This is a genomic window from Leucobacter exalbidus (genome assembly GCF_017834145.1).
Classification (GTDB): domain Bacteria; phylum Actinomycetota; class Actinomycetes; order Actinomycetales; family Microbacteriaceae; genus Leucobacter; species Leucobacter exalbidus.
In genome coordinates, this window is the sequence record NZ_JAFIDA010000001.1 from 1309347 (window position 1) to 1327900 (window position 18554).

An 18554-nucleotide genomic window follows, 5' to 3' on the forward strand; every position below is an offset into this window, starting at 1 on the left:
TCGCGTCCACTGTGTAGTTCTCAACGTACGGTCGATCCCAACCACGCCACCAACAAGTGCGACGCAGAAGGGCCCGAAGAAACCAAACACCCACCCCCATACAGGAGCAGCTGGCTGGGCCTTCAGGACCCAATAGTATGCACTGTCTTGAAACTAGAACCCACTCACCCACGCTTTCCAACCCTGCCCCGTAAAGGACCTGGCGTACTTGCACAGACGAGCAAATCAAAGTTTACTTTGTCGAATGTTCCACCCATGAGCGTTCAGCATCACACGTACGGTGATGTCCTGAACATTCTGCAACAACAATGTTGTTGAGTGCTCCTTAGAAAGGAGGTGATCCAGCCGCACCTTCCGGTACGGCTACCTTGTTACGACTTAGTCCTAATCACCAGTCCCACCTTCGACAGCTCCCTCCCACAAGGGGTTAGGCCACCGGCTTCGGGTGTTACCGACTTTCATGACTTGACGGGCGGTGTGTACAAGGCCCGGGAACGTATTCACCGCAGCGTTGCTGATCTGCGATTACTAGCGACTCCGACTTCATGGGGTCGAGTTGCAGACCCCAATCCGAACTGAGACCGGCTTTTTGGGATTCGCTCCACCTCGCGGTATCGCAGCCCATTGTACCGGCCATTGTAGCATGCGTGAAGCCCAAGACATAAGGGGCATGATGATTTGACGTCATCCCCACCTTCCTCCGTGTTGACCACGGCAGTATCCCATGAGTTCCCACCATAACGTGCTGGCAACATAGGACGAGGGTTGCGCTCGTTGCCGGACTTAACCGAACATCTCACGACACGAGCTGACGACAACCATGCACCACCTGTATAGAAGTGTCCAAAGAGTTGACGATCTCTCGCCCGTTCTTCTACATGTCAAGCCTTGGTAAGGTTCTTCGCGTTGCATCGAATTAATCCGCATGCTCCGCCGCTTGTGCGGGCCCCCGTCAATTCCTTTGAGTTTTAGCCTTGCGGCCGTACTCCCCAGGCGGGGAACTTAATGCGTTAGCTACGACACAGAACCCGTGGAACAGGCCCTACATCTAGTTCCCAACGTTTACGGCATGGACTACCAGGGTATCTAATCCTGTTCGCTCCCCATGCTTTCGCTCCTCAGCGTCAGTAGCGGCCCAGAGATCTGCCTTCGCCATCGGTGTTCCTCCTGATATCTGCGCATTCCACCGCTACACCAGGAATTCCAATCTCCCCTACCGCACTCTAGCCTGCCCGTACCCACTGCAAGCCCGAGGTTGAGCCTCGGGTTTTCACAGCAGACGCGACAAGCCGCCTACGAGCTCTTTACGCCCAATAATTCCGGACAACGCTTGCACCCTACGTATTACCGCGGCTGCTGGCACGTAGTTAGCCGGTGCTTTTTCTGCAGGTACCGTCACTTTCGCTTCTTCCCTACTAAAAGAGGTTTACAACCCGAAGGCCTTCATCCCTCACGCGGCGTTGCTGCATCAGGCTTGCGCCCATTGTGCAATATTCCCCACTGCTGCCTCCCGTAGGAGTCTGGGCCGTGTCTCAGTCCCAGTGTGGCCGATCACCCTCTCAGGCCGGCTACCCGTCGTCGCCTTGGTGAGCCATTACCTCACCAACAAGCTGATAGGCCGCGAGTCCATCCATCACCGATAAATCTTTCCCACAACTGACCATGCGGCCGCTGTGCATATCCAGTATTAGACACCGTTTCCAGTGCTTATCCCAGAGTGATGGGCAGGTTACTCACGTGTTACTCACCCGTTCGCCACTCATCCACCCCAGCAAGCTAGGGCTTCAGCGTTCGACTTGCATGTGTTAAGCACGCCGCCAGCGTTCGTCCTGAGCCAGGATCAAACTCTCCGTAAAAAATTACATGCCCCACCAGAAAACGGAAAAAGCTTCCCAGCAGAACGAGTTCAACCTGACAAAAACGAACATCATTACTGACGTTCATATAATTTGTCCAAAACAACCCCACCAATCCGAAGATCGGGAAGGGTTTAAATAAATTGGCATTTGACAATTTAAGTGCACACTATTGAGTTCTCAAGGACCAGACACTCCCCGTACCAGCCAAAGGCCTTCCGAAGAGCAACCTGTCTAACTTACCACAACTTCAAGTAAGTATTTGCGCAAGCTAATGAGCCGGACTGTTGTTCCGGCCCGGCAGCGTTGCAGCGACAAGAGATAACAATACGCAGATGCCAAGGTCAGGGCAAGTCCTGCCCCTCCCCATGGCGTGTCGCCGCAGTATCCCCGCAATGTCGGCACGTTGTGATGCGCCGATGTGCGACGGCTTCAACGACCATATTCGTTACAGTCACTCAAGTGCAGTGGCACCTGCCGCCCTCAATCGCTGGCGCACGATCGCAATGGGGATGCCGTGGGCTACCCGCCCTTCGGGCCCATATGCGGTTGATGCACGCAGCACCGAGTTGATGAGTGCTTCCTCTACCGCAAGCATCGTGGCGTGAAACAGCGGGGAGAGGTCTGCGTCTGCCGGGTGTTCGCCAGCCCACCCACGTGCAGCTTCGGTGCCGTTGCCCGCTGTAGAGAACGCGATCGCATAGTCCCCACTTCCGTTCGCGAAGTCTGCCCCCACTCCCCGCATGCCGTAGATCGCTCGCCGCGCGAGACGATTGAGCTGGCGGCCATCAAATGGTGCGTCGATCGCAACGACGATCATGCACGAATTGCCCACGGTTTCGGCGGGTGGGTCGGGCAGCATATGGGCGGCCGGCATAGGTACGCCGGCGATCCGCAGGGTGCCGGTGAAGTTACTCTGCACGAGCACACCGACGGTGACGCTTCGGTCGTTCAGAGTGACGATTCGCGAGGCAGTACCGATGCCCCCTTTGAACCCAAGCGCGGTGGTGCCGGTGCCCGCGCCGACGTTGCCTTCGGCCACTGGACCAGATGCGGCTGCGGCGAGCGCGTGATGCACGTGATCGGCCGTGATTGGCCGTTGCCTGATGTGCGACAGGAAACCGTCATTGGTCTCCCCCACCACCGGGTTCAATGAAGTGGTGTCTGCATGCCAGGGTTGCGCGAGCACTTCGGTGAGGAGCGCGTCAGCCACTCGAAAGGCAGACAGTGTGCTGGTCAGCAGCACCGGGGTTTCGATCTCGCCCAGCTCGGTGATCTGCGTCGCGCCGACGAGTTTGCCGTATCCGTTGCCCACGGCGAGGCCGGCGGGCACTGACCGGCACCCCGCCGACAGCGCATCGGGAACGATCGCGGTCACCCCCGTATTGATTTCGGCGGCGGTGACCGTCGCGTGCCCGACCCGCACGCCGGCCACATCGGTGATCGCGTTGTGTTGCCCGCGCGGGTATGGGCCGGTCCCAATGCCCAGGTCAGCGAGTCTGGGCCGCGAAGTATCGTCCTGCACGTGTTACCGCACCCGGTCGAGGAAGCTGCGGGTGCGCACCGAGTTCGGGTCATCGATGACGGCCTGCGGGGTACCCGATTCAATGACGCGCCCCTGATCGAAGAAGCTGAGGGTATCGGCCACCTCCTTGGCGAAGGCGATCTCGTGTGTCACGACGACCATGGTCATGCCGTCGCGTGCCAGCCCCCGCATCGTCTCGAGTACCTCGTCCACGAGTTCGGGGTCGAGCGCGCTGGTGGGTTCATCGAACAACATCAGCGCCGGATCCATCGCGAGCGCCCGCGCGATCGCGACGCGCTGTTGCTGACCACCCGACAGCTGGTGTGGTTGCTTGTGGGCATGCTCGGCCAGTCCCACCCGGTCAAGTTCTTCGAGGGCGCGGGCGTTGGCTTGGGTGACCGGCATCTTTTTCACGTGCAGCAGCGCTGCGGCCACGTTCTCTTGCGCATTGAGGTGCCCGTAGAGGTTGAAGCGCTGAAACACCATGCCGATGGCCGAGCGAAACTGAGCCATGCGCTGGTCATTCAACTGGTGGTAGCGGCCGTTGCGCAGGGAGTATCCCACCTGTTCACCGCGCACGATGAGGCTGCCAGCATCGATGGATTCAAGCGCGTTGATCGTGCGCAGAAAGGTTGACTTGCCCGAACCCGATGGCCCAATAATGCAGCTCACCTCGCCGCGCTGCACCTCGAAGTCGACGCCCTGCAGCACCTGGTTCGCACCAAAGGCTTTGCACACACCCCGCGCGTCAACAAGTAGCTCGCTCATCGTCGTGCCCCCTTCTTCTGGTCTGCGCCCGGCAGTTTGATGCTCTCGGTGGCCACACGAATCATTTTCTGCGCAAACCCTTCGCCCCGAATCACGCGCACGCGGTCTTGCCCAAACCGCTTCTCGAGCAGCGATTGCAGGTAGGTAGCGATGGCGGTCATCAGCATGTACCAGAGGCTCGCAACGATCAGCAGCTCAATGATGAGGTTGTTCTGCTTGTAGATACGGCTGGCGTTGGTCATCAGGTCGTTACCGGCCACGACCACAATGAGTGACGTGGTTTTCAGCATCGAGATGAATTCGTTGCCGGTGGGCGGAATGATGATGCGCAACGCCTGGGGCAGCACGATCAGCCGCATGGTCTGCGCATTGGTCATGCCGCCGGCGAGGGCGGCTTCTCGTTGCCCCTGGTCGACGGCTTGAATGCCGGCGCGCACCGTTTCTGCAAAATAGGCGGCAAGGTTGAGCCCTAAGCCCAGCAGCGCGGCGATCGATCCGCTGATCAGCACGTTGGTGTCCCACCGCATGCCGATGTTCGTGAACGGGATTTTCAGCGTGATGTAGGGCAGCAAAAATGCCAGGTTAAACCAGAAGATCAGTTGCACAAGCACCGGGGTCCCCCGGAAGAACCAGATGTACCCCTCTGCGATCCACCGCAGCACCGGGTTCTGTGAGATTTTCATCACGGCGAGCAGCACGCCCGTGATGAGTCCCAGCACGGTCGCAGCGAGGCTCACCCAGATAGTGACCCATACCCCCTCGAGAATGGTCGTCGAGAAGAGGTACTCCCACACCCGGTTCCAGCGAATATTGGGGTTGAGGATCAAGATTGACAGCGCCCACAGCACGACTGCGACCGCAATCACTCCCACGACCCACCGTCGCCAGTGGAGCGTGGGCGCGATCGCAATGCGTTCGCCTGCCGGGCCCTCAAACGGGACCGCGCGGGTATGAGTTTTCATGTTGCTACCGTTCTGCGAGGGAGGCTAGGTGAACCTGGTGCGTCGTTAGTCACCGCCGTTGATCGTGACGGTTTCCACCGCCATTCCCTCAACGTTCCAAGCTGCGAGCAGCTCACCGTAAGTGCCGTCGTCAACGAGCTCTTGCAGCGCGGTCTGCACCGCGGTGGCGAGCTCGGTGTCTGCCTTATCGACTCCGATACCCCACAGGCTTTCGCCGCCGTCGATCGCGATCGCTTCCATCTTGTTGGCGGGGTCGGCCTCGCGGGCCTTCGCGACAGGGAAGTCGGTGATGGTCGCGACGGCGCGGCCGCTTTGTACGGCCAGGTTAGCCGGTGCGTCTCCGTCAAAACGCAGCACCTCGTAAGGTTCGCTGCCCGCTTCGGTGCAGATCTCAGAGAATTCGTCAGCCAGGATGGCCGATGATCCCGAGTCAACGACCGCAACGATCTTGCCGCATAAATCAGCCGGCGCCGCAATGTTTTCGGGGTTTCCTGTGGACACGAGGAAGGCGTTACCAGCTGAGACGTAGTCCACAAACGTGGTGGTTTCGCGGCGCTCGGCATTATCGGTCATCGAGCTCATCAGTACGTCATAGCGGTTCGAAATCAAGCCCGGAATCATCGAGTTGAACTCTTGATCCTCGAGCGTCATCGTCACTCCGAGCTTGCGGGCGATGGCGTGTGCGATCGCCGGATCGACCCCGATGATGTCCTTCTTGTTGGTTCCCCACTCTTCCATCGGCGGGTAGCCCACTGAGGTCACGAACTTGATGCCGTCGGTGGCGTAGTTCGCGGGGAGTTCGGCGGCCGCCGTGGCCGAGGGTTCGATGCCCTCAATGATGGCTTTCGCTTTTTCTTCGTCGGGGACCGCCATAAATTCAACCTCGCCGGTTGATTCTGCGGGTTTCTCGGTGTCGGCGAGTGACTCGCCTCCGCAGGCGGTAAGCCCCGCCAGCAGCAGGCCAGCACCCGCGACGCCGGCCAGCGCGCGCACGAGGTTGCCGGGCCGGTTGATGCGTGTCATAACTGAATTCATGGGGTGCTCCTCAGGCTTCGTTGTCTTAGGGGTGTGCATTATGAACGGGTAAACACGATCTCGCCAGCGACCGCGGTCGCTGCGACGGTGATCTGCCAAATCGATGCCGGATCAATCGTGAAGGGGTCTTGGTCGAGTGCAATGAAGTCGGCAAAATAGCCGGGGGCGAGGCGTCCCGCGTGGTCACCCATGCCCGCTGCGACGGCGGGTTCTCTGGTGAATCCGCGGAGGGCTTCAGCCACGGTGACTCGCTGCTCGGGTTCACGCCCGCCCTCGGGGTCGCCGTCTCGTCGGGTGCGGGTGACGGCGGCGTGCACGCCAAAGAGTGGGTCAGCCGGTTCGACCGGAGCATCTGATCCGAACGCGACGGTGACCCCGGCGTCGATGAGCGCGCGCCACGGGTAGTGCCCAATATCGCGCTCCCCCAGCAGCTCGACGCTGAGCGGGTAGTCACTCGTGCAGTGGATCGGTTGCATCGAGGCCACGACCCCGAGCTGCGCGAAGCGGGTGACGTCTTCCCATTGTAGGTGCTGAGAATGCTCGATCCTCAGCTGCAATCCAGCGCGGTGAGCCTGTTCAGCAATCGGGGTATAGGCATTGAGCACGAGGGTGTTGGCCTGGTCGCCGATCGCGTGCGTGGCCACCGCGATACCGGCGTTCACCGCTTTCTCGACCAGCACCGTCAATTCGGCGAACGGGGTCACAGCTATGCCCCGGTTGCCGGGATCGCCGGTGAAATCCTCGTGCAGATGCGCCGTATGCGAGCCCAGTGCACCGTCAGAGTACAGCTTCACGGGGCCCACGGTGAGACGATCGTCGCCGTCGCCGGTGCGCACGCCCTGGGCGATCGCCTCGTCAAGATCAAACACGTCGATGCCGATGTGCGCGCGCAACCGCAGCCGCCCCTCAGCGTGCAGCCGTGCGTAGGCGTCACGCACGTCAGCCCCTTCAAAATTGGTGACCTGGGTGATCCCCATCGCGAGGAGTTCTTCGTGGGCTAGCGCCAACATGTCGTGCAGTCGCGGCACGAGACTCAGTTCAGACGCCACCCGCAACGGCTCTTCGGCAGTTTCGAACACCATGCCCGATGGGATCTGCGTGCCAGCTTCGCGGGTGATACGGCCGCCCACCGGATCGGGAGTGTGCTCGGTGATGCCGGCGGCATTCAGCCCCGCAGTGTTTGCCCACGCCGAATGTCCGTCGATGCTGGGCAGCGAGACCGGCCGGTCGCCGAAGATCGCATCGAGGTGATGCCTGGTCGGCTCGGGCCGCCCTTCTCATGCATTGCGATCCCACCGCCCACCGAGCACCCAATCGGTGCCGGGGTGCGAGGCTTCGTACGCACGCAACCGGTCGAGCGCTTCGTCGAGGGTGGCGCATCCGCGCAGATCTGGCGCATCGATCTCACGCGCCAGGTTGCCAGTGTGGATGTGTGCGTCGTGAAACCCGGGGAGCACGATCTCACCCGGCAGCGTGACCTCAACGGTGCCCGTTGGGCTCTGCCCGCGCAGTTCATCGGGGGTGCCCAGCGCAACGATGATGCCGTCTGCCACCAGCATGGCACCGTGCACCTCACCCGCATCATTCGCGCCGTCGAGGGTACGAATATTGGGGTGAAGGTAGAGCGTGTGGACCATTAGCATTCCTTACTTCGCTGTAAGTATCTCGGTCGTGCCGCCCTGTGAAGTGCGGCACTTGACCTCTAGAGTAGGGCAGTTTGGCCCGTTTGAATGTAAATTTGTTGTAAACGTGTCACCATTGCATTAGCAATGCTGTTGCTTAAAGGTGAGCAGCGGGAAGGAGCGGTTGTGCTGAACCCCTCGCATTTGCGCACGCTTCTCGTCGTACTTGAACAGGGCTCTTTCGCGGCCGCCGCCAATCGGCTCGGGTACACTCCCTCGGCGGTGTCCCAGCAAATTGCGGCGCTCGAACAGAGCGTGGGGGTCACGCTCTTCGATCGCGGTGCACGCAATGCCATCCCCACGCACGCCGCCCGGGTAATGGCGACGCGAGCTCAGTCCGTACTTACCGAGCTCGACGCGATCGAGGAGGCGGTTCGACTGCCCTCAGAACTCGATGCTTCCCGCCTCCCTCCGCTACGAATCAGCGTCTACCCAAGCTTGGTGTCCCCGCTGGCCCCCTACCTCGCAACGCAGGGAAACAGGATGGGCGAGCCCGCACGGGTGAAGCTCAGCGTGCGCGACCCGTCACTCAGTGTGAAGGCGCTGGTCGATGGCGAAGACGTCGACGTCTCGGTCGTGTATCTCGTCGACGGCACTGAGCTGCACTGGCCGGCTGCGCTGCAGAGCGTGGCGATTGGCACCGATCCCTACCTGCTGGTCGTGCCGCGCGCGTGGGAAGTGCATCACCCGCTTCAGGGTGCGGGCGTACATTCGCTTGCCATGGGGCTAGCGTCACTGCAGAACCGCCCCTGGGTGATGCATCACCCAGGCTCGAGCGACAGCGAGGTGATCGAGCGACTGTTCACCGCGCACCGGTTACAGCCACAGGTCGTCGCCCGCGCCGATGACTTCACGGTCTCGCTGCGGCTGGTGTCACTCGGCTTTGCTGGCGCATTTATCCCCCGCGTTGCACTCGGCCCGATTTCCGAGCTCTCCCCCGATGTTGTTGTGATTGACGTCCCCGAGCTGCAGCTATCGCGATCGGTGACGGCGCTCATCTCGCCCCGCGCGCCCGTCGAAGAGGTGGCAGATCTTGTGGCCGCGTTGCAGCAACTCCACAACCACGCGCCCTCGACTTCGATTCCGACCGCCACCCCGACAGGAGCCTAATGAACGTCCCACTCACCACAAACTTGGGTACCCGGTGGTCGGTGCTGGTGACCGACATCGACTCGGGTGAGGTGCTGCTCGCGCATAGCCCCGAGCAGGTGGTCGATACCGCCAGCATGGGCAAGATCTTTCTCCTCCATCGGCTGCTCGCTGAGGCCGACGCTGGTACTCGGTCGCTTGAAGATCGGGTCACGAGGCGACCGGTGGAGCACATGGATGAGTCGGGGATCTGGCACCTCCTCCAGCAGGATTCGCTCACGCTGTACGACGTCGCTGCCCTGATTGGGGCATCCAGCGATAACGCCGCCACCAATACGCTGTGCCGCGTCCTCGGCCTCCCCGCGGTGCAGGCGCATACGCGCGCGCTCGGGTACGAAGCTTCGGGTCTCGACGATGTAGTGCGCTGGCCCATTCCGACCGGGGCATCGCCCACGCTGTCGCATGCGAACGCCGCCGAGCTCGTGCGATTTGTCACCCGCACCGCGCTGGGCACCGATTTATCGCAGGCGTCTGCAGATACGTTGCAGCGCTGGCTCGGAGCCGGCACCGACCTGTCCATGGTGGCGTCGGCGTTCAACCTTGATCCGCTCGCGCATTACCAGTTCGATCGCGACGTTTGGCTCTGGAACAAGACGGGCACGATCTCGAGCGTGCGTGCCGATGCCGGGCTGGTGATGAGCAGCAAGCGCCGGATCGCCTACGCCGTGATCGCGAACTGGCAACCGGGCGAAGACGGCCGCGATGAGGTGCTGAATCAGATGCGCGGCATCGGGTCGTTTATCGCTGAGTACTTATAGCGACAGGTCGCGGTCGCGCTCGTGGAGCGGGTCCGGCTACACCGCACGTTGCACGCACCGTGAACCGAATCACCCACCCCGGGCTCTTGTACCATCTATGGTAGCGATAGGTAAAACAAAGGGGCCGTCAGGACACGCTCACTCAATCGTGAACATCCTAACGACCCCTTCATTGAAAAGGTGTCCGGCGGTGACCTACTCTCCCACACCCTCCCGAGTGCAGTACCATCGGCGCAATCAGTCTTAGCTTCCGGGTTCGGAATGTGACCGGGCGTTTCCCTGATGCTATAACCACCGTAACTCTATCAACACACAAACCACACCCAAACCCGAGAACACCATCGGTGTCCTTGATTTGGGGGTGTGGCCGTCCGTTGGGAACCACAAAGTAGACGCGAACAATCGTTACACAAAAATCAGATCTTATGCCCAACACAAAGTGTTAGGAAGAAATCAAACCATCGGCTTATTAGTACCAGTCAGCTCCACCCGTTACCGGGCTTCCACATCTGGCCTATCAACCCAGTAATCTACTGGGAGCCTCACACACCAAATGGTGTACGGAAATCTCATCTCGAGGCCGGCTTCCCGCTTAGATGCTTTCAGCGGTTATCCATCCCAAACGTAGCCAACCAGCCATGCCCTTGGCAGAACAACTGGCACACCAGAGGTCTGTCCAACCCGGTCCTCTCGTACTAGGGTCAGATCCTCTCAAATTTCCAACGCGCGCAGAGGATAGGGACCGAACTGTCTCACGACGTTCTAAACCCAGCTCGCGTACCGCTTTAATGGGCGAACAGCCCAACCCTTGGGACCAACTCCAGCCCCAGGATGCGACGAGCCGACATCGAGGTGCCAAACCATGCCGTCGATATGGACTCTTGGGCAAGATCAGCCTGTTATCCCCGAGGTACCTTTTATCCGTTGAGCGACAGCGCTTCCACAAGCCACTGCCGGATCACTAGTCCCGACTTTCGTCCCTGCTCGACCTGTCAGTCTCACAGTCAAGCTCCCTTGTGCACTTACACTCGCCACCTGATTACCAACCAGGCTGAGGGAACCTTTGGGCGCCTCCGTTACTCTTTAGGAGGCAACCGCCCCAGTTAAACTACCCACCAGGCACTGTCCCAGAACCCGATCAGGGTCCATAGTTAGATATCCAATATGACCAGAGTGGTATTTCAACAACGACTCCACCATAACTAGCGTCACAGCTTCACAGTCTCCCACCTATCCTACACAGGCCACACCGAACACCAATACCAAGCTGTAGTAAAGGTCACGGGGTCTTTCCGTCCTTCTGCGCGTAACGAGCATCTTTACTCGTATTGCAATTTCGCCGAGTTCACGGTGGAGACAGCTGGGGAATCGTTACGCCATTCGTGCAGGTCGGAACTTACCCGACAAGGAATTTCGCTACCTTAGGATGGTTATAGTTACCACCGCCGTTTACTGGGGCTTAAATTCAAAGCTTCGAACCCAAAGGTCCTAACCTCTCCTCTTAACCTTCCAGCACCGGGCAGGCGTCAGTCCGTATACATCCACTTGCGTGTTAGCACGGACCTGTGTTTTTAGTAAACAGTCGTTCCCCACTGGTCTCTGCGGCCACCACACCCTTTCAACGTAAAGTCTAATAAGCGGATGGCCCCCCTTCTCCCGAAGTTACGGGGGCATTTTGCCGAGTTCCTTCACCATGATTATCTCGATCTCCTGAGTATTCTCTACCTGACCACCTGAGTCGGTTTGGGGTACGGGCAACAGCAAACCTCACGTCGATGCTTTTCTAGGCAGCATAGGATCACCTGCTTCCCCCAAAGGGTCCGCATCGTATCTCACCCTTCATGTCCCAAACTATTAATAAGGAACAGGCTACATACTTACACCGGGACAACCATCGCCCGGCACAGGCTACCTTCCTGCGTCACACCTCACGCTCACCACCCGAGCTTTGGGTTCGCAGCCACCACCCACACATCACCCGAAGGATCCATGCAAGCTTAGGTTTGCTTAGCACTACTCGTTAGGCCTTTGACGGTTTACCGCCGGTACGGGAATATCAACCCGTTGTCCATCGACTACGCCTGTCGGCCTCGCCTTAGGTCCCGACTTACCCAGGGAAGATTAGCTTGACCCTGGAACCCTTGGTCTTCCGGAGGACGGGTTTCTCACCCGTCTTTCGCTACTCATGCCTGCATTCTCACTCGTGTAGCCTCCACGGCTGGTTCACACCGCCGCTTCAATGGCCACACGACGCTCTCCTACCCATCCAACGGACTGAACCACAAAAGGCTTGTCTATACGTTAAATGCCACAACTTCGGTGGCGTGCTTGAGCCCCGTTACATTGTCGGCGCGGAATCACTTGACCAGTGAGCTATTACGCACTCTTTCAAGGGTGGCTGCTTCTAAGCCAACCTCCTGGTTGTCACAGCAACTCCACATCCTTTTCCACTTAGCACGCGCTTTGGGACCTTAGATGGTGATCTGGGTTGTTTCCCTCTCGACTATGAAGCTTATCCCCCACAGTCTCACTGCTGCGCTCTCACTTACCGGCATTCGGAGTTTAGCTGACGTCAGTAACCTTTTCGGGCCCATCGGCCATCCAGTAGCTCTACCTCCGGCAAGAAACACGCAACGCTGCACCTAAATGCATTTCGGAGAGAACCAGCTATCACGAAGTTTGATTGGCCTTTCACCCCTATCCACAGCTCATCCCCTCAGTTTTCAACCTAAGTGGGTTCGGTCCTCCACGCGCTCTTACACGCGCTTCAACCTGGCCATGGATAGATCACTTCGCTTCGGGTCTAGGACATGCGACTGAATCGCCCTATTCAGACTCGCTTTCGCTACGGCTACCCCACACGGGTTAACCTCGCCACATATCGCTAACTCGCAGGCTCATTCTTCAAAAGGCACGCCGTCACTAGAACAAGCTAGCTCCGACGGATTGTAAGCAAACGGTTTCAGGTACTATTTCACTCCCCTCCCGGGGTACTTTTCACCTTTCCCTCACGGTACTAGTCCGCTATCGGTCATCTGGAAGTATTTAGGCTTATCAGGTGGTCCTGACAGATTCACACGGGATTTCTCGGGCCCCGTGCTACTTGGGATACTCATCACGCGGTAAAACCATTTCGGATACGGGACTCTCACCCACTCCGGTCGACCATTCCAAGTCGTTCTCCTATAGCTTCACTCTCACGTTGACAGGCCGGCAGACCCATCCAACAAGTCCCACAACCCCGACCATGCAACCCCTGCCGGGTATCACACATGACCGGTTTAGCCTCATCCGGGTTCGCTCGCCACTACTACCGGAATCACTGTTGTTTTCTCTTCCTGGGGGTACTGAGATGTTTCACTTCCCCCCGTTCCCTCTACCCGCCCTATATATTCAGGCGGGAGTCACCAGGTACACAAGTGCCCTGGCGGGGTTTCCCCATTCGGAAATCCTCGAATCACAGCCCGTTTATCGGCTCCCCGAGGCTTATCGCAGATTACTACGTCCTTCTTCGGCTCCAGATGCCAAGGCATCCACCGTTTGCTCTTAAAGATTTGAAATCACATAAGTATCAGAAAATCACATTATAAATAATGCGACCAATGAAAAAAATTTAGTATCAACAACAACCCGTAGGTTGTTGTTAGATGCTCGCGTCCACTGTGTAGTTCTCAACGTACGGTCGATCCCACCCACGCCACCAACAAGTGCGACAAAGGCGGGCCCGAAGAAACCAAACACCCACACCCGAAAGTGTGGCCGGCTGGGCCTTCAGGACCCAATAGTATGCACCTAGTAACAACCCACCATCACGCCCCACTGTTCCAACCAAACCCGTAAACGGACTCGATGTACTTACTGCGACGATCTAGCAAAACTTGTTTTGTCGAATGTTCCACCCATGAGCGTTCAGCACCACACGTACGGTGATGTTCTGAACATTCTGCAACAACAATGTTGTTGAGTGCTCCTTAGAAAGGAGGTGATCCAGCCGCACCTTCCGGTACGGCTACCTTGTTACGACTTAGTCCTAATCACCAGTCCCACCTTCGACAGCTCCCTCCAACTAAGTTGGTTAGGCCACCGGCTTCGGGTGTTACCGACTTTCATGACTTGACGGGCGGTGTGTACAAGGCCCGGGAACGTATTCACCGCAGCGTTGCTGATCTGCGATTACTAGCGACTCCGACTTCATGGGGTCGAGTTGCAGACCCCAATCCGAACTGAGACCGGCTTTTTGGGATTCGCTCCACCTCGCGGTATCGCAGCCCATTGTACCGGCCATTGTAGCATGCGTGAAGCCCAAGACATAAGGGGCATGATGATTTGACGTCATCCCCACCTTCCTCCGTGTTGACCACGGCAGTATCCCATGAGTTCCCACCATAACGTGCTGGCAACATAGGACGAGGGTTGCGCTCGTTGCCGGACTTAACCGAACATCTCACGACACGAGCTGACGACAACCATGCACCACCTGTATAGAAGTGTCCAAAGAGTTGACGATCTCTCGCCCGTTCTTCTACATGTCAAGCCTTGGTAAGGTTCTTCGCGTTGCATCGAATTAATCCGCATGCTCCGCCGCTTGTGCGGGCCCCCGTCAATTCCTTTGAGTTTTAGCCTTGCGGCCGTACTCCCCAGGCGGGGAACTTAATGCGTTAGCTACGACACAGAACCCGTGGAACAGGCCCTACATCTAGTTCCCAACGTTTACGGCATGGACTACCAGGGTATCTAATCCTGTTCGCTCCCCATGCTTTCGCTCCTCAGCGTCAGTAGCGGCCCAGAGATCTGCCTTCGCCATCGGTGTTCCTCCTGATATCTGCGCATTCCACCGCTACACCAGGAATTCCAATCTCCCCTACCGCACTCTAGCCTGCCCGTACCCACTGCAAGCCCGAGGTTGAGCCTCGGGTTTTCACAGCAGACGCGACAAGCCGCCTACGAGCTCTTTACGCCCAATAATTCCGGACAACGCTTGCACCCTACGTATTACCGCGGCTGCTGGCACGTAGTTAGCCGGTGCTTTTTCTGCAGGTACCGTCACTTTCGCTTCTTCCCTACTAAAAGAGGTTTACAACCCGAAGGCCTTCATCCCTCACGCGGCGTTGCTGCATCAGGCTTGCGCCCATTGTGCAATATTCCCCACTGCTGCCTCCCGTAGGAGTCTGGGCCGTGTCTCAGTCCCAGTGTGGCCGATCACCCTCTCAGGCCGGCTACCCGTCGTCGCCTTGGTGAGCCATTACCTCACCAACAAGCTGATAGGCCGCGAGTCCATCCATCACCGATAAATCTTTCCCACAACTGACCATGCGGCCGCTGTGCATATCCAGTATTAGACACCGTTTCCAGTGCTTATCCCAGAGTGATGGGCAGGTTACTCACGTGTTACTCACCCGTTCGCCACTCATCCACCCCAGCAAGCTGGGGCTTCAGCGTTCGACTTGCATGTGTTAAGCACGCCGCCAGCGTTCGTCCTGAGCCAGGATCAAACTCTCCGTAAAAAATTACATGCCCCACCAGAAAACGGAAAAAGCTTCCCAGCAGAACGAGTTCAACCTGACAAAAACGAACATCATTACTGACGTTCATATAATTTGTCCAAAACAACCCCACCAATCCGAAGATCGGGAAGGGTTTAAATAAATTGGCATTTGACAATTTAAGTGCACACTATTGAGTTCTCAAGGACCAGACACTCCCCGTACCAGCCAAAGGCCTTCCGAAGAGCAACCTGTCTAACTTACCACACTTTCTGGTAAGTATTTGCGCAAGCTAATGAGCCGGACTGTTGTTCCGGCCCGGCAGCGTTGCAGCGACAAGAGATAACAATACGCAGATGCGGGGGTGAGGGCAACTCGCGCCACTATCGCGGGCGTGTCTGCCCGGTAAACCGCGGGTTTACGCCAAATGTCAGCTTTGAGGCCTGCTGCCTAGGCTCTACCGATCTGCCCAGACGCCAAGCCCGTTACCCGCCACATCTCGGAAATGCGCCCGGTGCAGCTGAGCGGTCACGCGGAGCGTGCCTGAGGCCCTATTCCTTTTCGGGCATCGACGGGTGGCGTTCGGCGTACGGCTTGCGCGGAATGAAGGCCGCGAGGCCGAGGGCGATAATCGCGGCAAGAATACCGAGCAAGAACGACAGCTGATACCCACTGCCCGAGGGCATTCCAGAGGAGCTCGACGCGCTCGAAGCCGCAAGTACCGCACCCATGACAGCCGCCGCGGTGCTCGTGCCGAGCGACCGGAAGAGAGCGTTAAGACCGTTCGAAGCGCCGGTCTCGTGCTGCGGCACCGATCGCATGATGAGCATCGGCATCGACGAATAGCCGAAGCCGATACCAACACCGATGAGCAGGTTTGCGATAAGCAGTTGCCAGACTGCACCGTGGAAGAAGATTGAGAAGCCGTAGGCGACGATCAACGCGGTCGCACCCATCATCAATAGGGACTTCGGGCCGATGATGCCAGCAAGGCGTCCCGCGACGGGCGACAGTAGCAGCATGCAGATTCCTGAGGGCATGATGATGAGGCTCGCAATGAAAAGGGAGAGCCCGAATCCGACGCCATCACCGGCAGGCTGCTCGAGCATCTGCGGGTAGACAACGTTTGATGCGAACAACGAGAAGCCGAGAGCGACAGAGGCGAGGTTCGTGAGCAACACCGGCCGGCGAGCGGCTACCCGCAAGTCAAGTAATGGATCCTTCGTGCGCAGCTGGTACCAGCCCCAGAGCACAGCAATGACTAAACCCCCCAGACCGGTGAGAATCGTGGTCGGGCTAAGCCATCCCCACGAGTCGCCGCGAGAGATAGCGAGGAGGAGACACAGGAGTGCGGCAGCCAAGCCGATTGCGCCCAGATAGTCGAACCGACCCGCTGTGCGCAGCACGCTCACTGGCACGATCCACAGCACGAGGCCAAAGGCCATGGCGCACAACACCGTCGTCATCCAAAATAGGGCGTGCCAGTCAGCGTATTCGGTGATCAGCGCGCTCACTGGGAGGCCAATGGCTGAACCAACTCCGAGCGTCGAACTCATCGTTGCTACGGCGGAGTCCACCTTGTTTGCTGGCAAGATGTCGCGCATTACCGAGATCCCGAGAGGAATCACACCCGACATCGCGCCTTGAAGCGCACGGCCCGCAATGACGATGACGACGTCCGAGCTCAATGCGATGATGAGCGAACCAACTAGCGTCACGAGCAATAGCGCAAGAATCACGCGCCGCTTGCCGTACATGTCGCCGAGGCGCCCCGAAATAGGGGTGATGATCGCTGCCGCCAGCAGAGTCGCGGTGAGCACCCAAGCGGTGTCATCGCGGGTCGAGTCCAATAGCTCAGGAAGCCGCGACTGAATAGGCACGACAAGCGTAAAGAGGAACGATGCACACAAACCCATCGTCAACAGCACCACGATGATGGCGCGGTGCGGGGATTCGCGGGCGAGTCGTCGCCTTATCGCATCATCATTTGCCATAGCTGCAACCATAGCCCGGCGCTGTTCTTGAAACCGGGGATCCGGCCACAGATTAGACTCGCAAGCATGAACCCGGGACCGCACGAATGAGCCGCGCGGCCGCGCGGCCTGGGTACCGCAAGCTTCTGATCGCACTGTTCTGCGCCGGGATCGCGACCTTCGCCCAGCTCTACGCCCCGCAAAGCGTGCTGCCCATCATCGCCAGGTCGGCCCAGGTCTCACCAGACACCGCTGCCCTGTGCATTTCGGTGGCTACCGGGGCGCTGGCCCTCGGCGTACTCCCCTGGGCGGTGGTCGCGGCCCGCATCGGGCGGGCCCGCACCATCTCAATTGCGATTGCCGGATCAGCGTTGATCGGTTGCGCGATACCGTTTGCTCCCACGTTTGCGCTTTTCTTGACCGGCCGCGCGATCGAAGGGTTCTTGCTGGCTGCGGTGCCCGCGGTCGCCGTGGCGTACTTGGCTGAGCAGGTCGATGCGGCAGACACGGCCCCTGCCGCTGGTGTCTACGTAGCGGGCACCACGGTGGGTGGGCTGCTCGGCCGAGTGGTGTCGGGCCCCTTGTCTGAACTGTTTGGCTGGCGCACGGCTCTGCTTGTCGTTGCCCTCGGTGGGCTCACCGCGGCCGTCTTGTTCATCACGCTCGCTCCCCGCCGAACGCCTTCGACCAACGAACGGTCAATGCAGGGCTTCCTGTCACGGCTGGCGCGCACCTATCTCAGCGGGCCGTTGCTGCTGATGTACCTGCAGCCGTTCTTGCTCATGGGCGTCTTTGTGGCGCTCTACAACTACCTCGGGTTTCGGCTTGAGGCTGCACCATTTGCATTCTCGGCGACCGCGGTCTCGCTCTTGTACTTCACATACCTTGCGGGCACCTTCGCTGCTGCGCGGGCGGGGTCGCTCGTGCAGCGTTTGGGGTTCAAACGCGCGACGATGCTTTCCCAGGCCGCCATGTTTGTGGGCCTGGCTCTCACGCTGTCCTCGAACGCGTCGGTGATCATCGCAGGCCTGGTGCTGCACACCGCCGGGTTCTTCGCCGCGCATGCGGCGCTCACATCGTGGACTCCGCTGGTGGCGCGCGGCCTCGCCGCCGAGGCATCGGCCGGATACAGCCTGGCGTACTACCTGGGTTCGAGTCTCATCGGCTGGGCTGCCGGGCTGCTCCTGGCACAGCTGGGCTGGCAGCTGACGATCGCGGCACTCATGCTGATCGTGGTGGTCGCCGCGGTGCTCACCTTCAGCTCGCGCGAACCAGCAGCTGGCCCTGGGCGAAACGCATCGGGGCCCCGCAGCTGAGATAGCTGCGGGGCCCCGGGTACTAGTTAGCAAGCCAACACAAGCAG

General features: G+C 59.1%; 8 protein-coding genes, 4 rRNA genes and 1 pseudogene. 3 read left to right on the forward strand and 10 right to left on the reverse strand.

Annotated features, from left to right (window positions below; all coding sequences use genetic code 11):
* Nucleotides 1-329: 329 nt before the first annotated feature.
* The 6 genes and pseudogenes from JOF28_RS05940 to JOF28_RS05965 all read right to left on the reverse strand — a co-directional run bounded on the left by JOF28_RS05940 (nucleotide 330) and on the right by JOF28_RS05965 (nucleotide 7789).
* Nucleotides 330-1856: ribosomal RNA gene (locus JOF28_RS05940) — 16S ribosomal RNA — on the reverse strand.
* Between the two features lie 454 nt (nucleotides 1857-2310).
* On the reverse strand, nucleotides 2311-3381 hold the full coding sequence (locus tag JOF28_RS05945) for a P1 family peptidase (protein ID WP_209704930.1): 1071 nt from the start codon (nucleotides 3379-3381) through the stop codon (nucleotides 2311-2313).
* Between the two features lie 3 nt (nucleotides 3382-3384).
* Nucleotides 3385-4149: an amino acid ABC transporter ATP-binding protein gene (locus tag JOF28_RS05950; RefSeq protein WP_209704931.1), complete on the reverse strand. Its 765-nt coding sequence runs from the start codon at nucleotides 4147-4149 to the stop codon at nucleotides 3385-3387.
* A complete protein-coding gene (locus JOF28_RS05955) occupies nucleotides 4146-5111 on the reverse strand; it encodes an amino acid ABC transporter permease (RefSeq protein WP_209704932.1) in 966 nt (321 codons plus the stop codon). Before JOF28_RS05955 ends, JOF28_RS05950 begins: the two co-directional genes overlap by 4 nt.
* A gap of 45 nt (nucleotides 5112-5156) precedes the next feature.
* Nucleotides 5157-6146 (reverse strand): ABC transporter substrate-binding protein, encoded by a 990-nt coding sequence (locus JOF28_RS05960; RefSeq protein WP_245189885.1) that lies wholly within the window; start codon nucleotides 6144-6146, stop codon nucleotides 5157-5159.
* Between the two features lie 38 nt (nucleotides 6147-6184).
* A pseudogene (locus JOF28_RS05965) lies at nucleotides 6185-7789 on the reverse strand (amidohydrolase).
* A 165-nt stretch (nucleotides 7790-7954) separates the two neighbouring features.
* Here JOF28_RS05965 and JOF28_RS05970 point away from each other — a divergent pair.
* Both JOF28_RS05970 and JOF28_RS05975 read left to right on the forward strand, forming a co-directional pair.
* Nucleotides 7955-8938 (forward strand): LysR family transcriptional regulator, encoded by a 984-nt coding sequence (locus JOF28_RS05970; RefSeq protein WP_209704933.1) that lies wholly within the window; start codon nucleotides 7955-7957, stop codon nucleotides 8936-8938.
* On the forward strand, nucleotides 8938-9735 hold the full coding sequence (locus tag JOF28_RS05975) for a serine hydrolase (RefSeq protein WP_209704934.1): 798 nt from the start codon (nucleotides 8938-8940) through the stop codon (nucleotides 9733-9735). The genes JOF28_RS05970 and JOF28_RS05975 overlap by 1 nt, the downstream gene beginning before the upstream one ends.
* A gap of 182 nt (nucleotides 9736-9917) precedes the next feature.
* On the opposite strand, the gene rrf is transcribed toward JOF28_RS05975, so the two are convergent.
* The 4 genes from rrf to JOF28_RS05995 all read right to left on the reverse strand — a co-directional run bounded on the left by rrf (nucleotide 9918) and on the right by JOF28_RS05995 (nucleotide 17212).
* Nucleotides 9918-10034, reverse strand: a 5S ribosomal RNA gene (gene rrf, locus JOF28_RS05980).
* Between the two features lie 150 nt (nucleotides 10035-10184).
* Nucleotides 10185-13295: ribosomal RNA gene (locus JOF28_RS05985) — 23S ribosomal RNA — on the reverse strand.
* Nucleotides 13296-13710: 415 nt separating this feature from the next.
* Nucleotides 13711-15239: ribosomal RNA gene (locus tag JOF28_RS05990) — 16S ribosomal RNA — on the reverse strand.
* The 16S, 23S and 5S rRNA genes sit together here, the layout of an rRNA operon.
* A gap of 530 nt (nucleotides 15240-15769) precedes the next feature.
* Nucleotides 15770-17212, reverse strand: a complete 1443-nt coding sequence (locus JOF28_RS05995) for an MFS transporter (RefSeq protein WP_209704935.1) — start codon at nucleotides 17210-17212, stop codon at nucleotides 15770-15772.
* An 86-nt stretch (nucleotides 17213-17298) separates the two neighbouring features.
* Between JOF28_RS05995 and JOF28_RS06000 the strand changes: the two genes are divergently transcribed.
* Entirely contained in the window at nucleotides 17299-18507 is a 1209-nt protein-coding gene (locus JOF28_RS06000) for an MFS transporter (protein WP_209704936.1), read from the forward strand.
* Nucleotides 18508-18554: the final 47 nt, after the last annotated feature.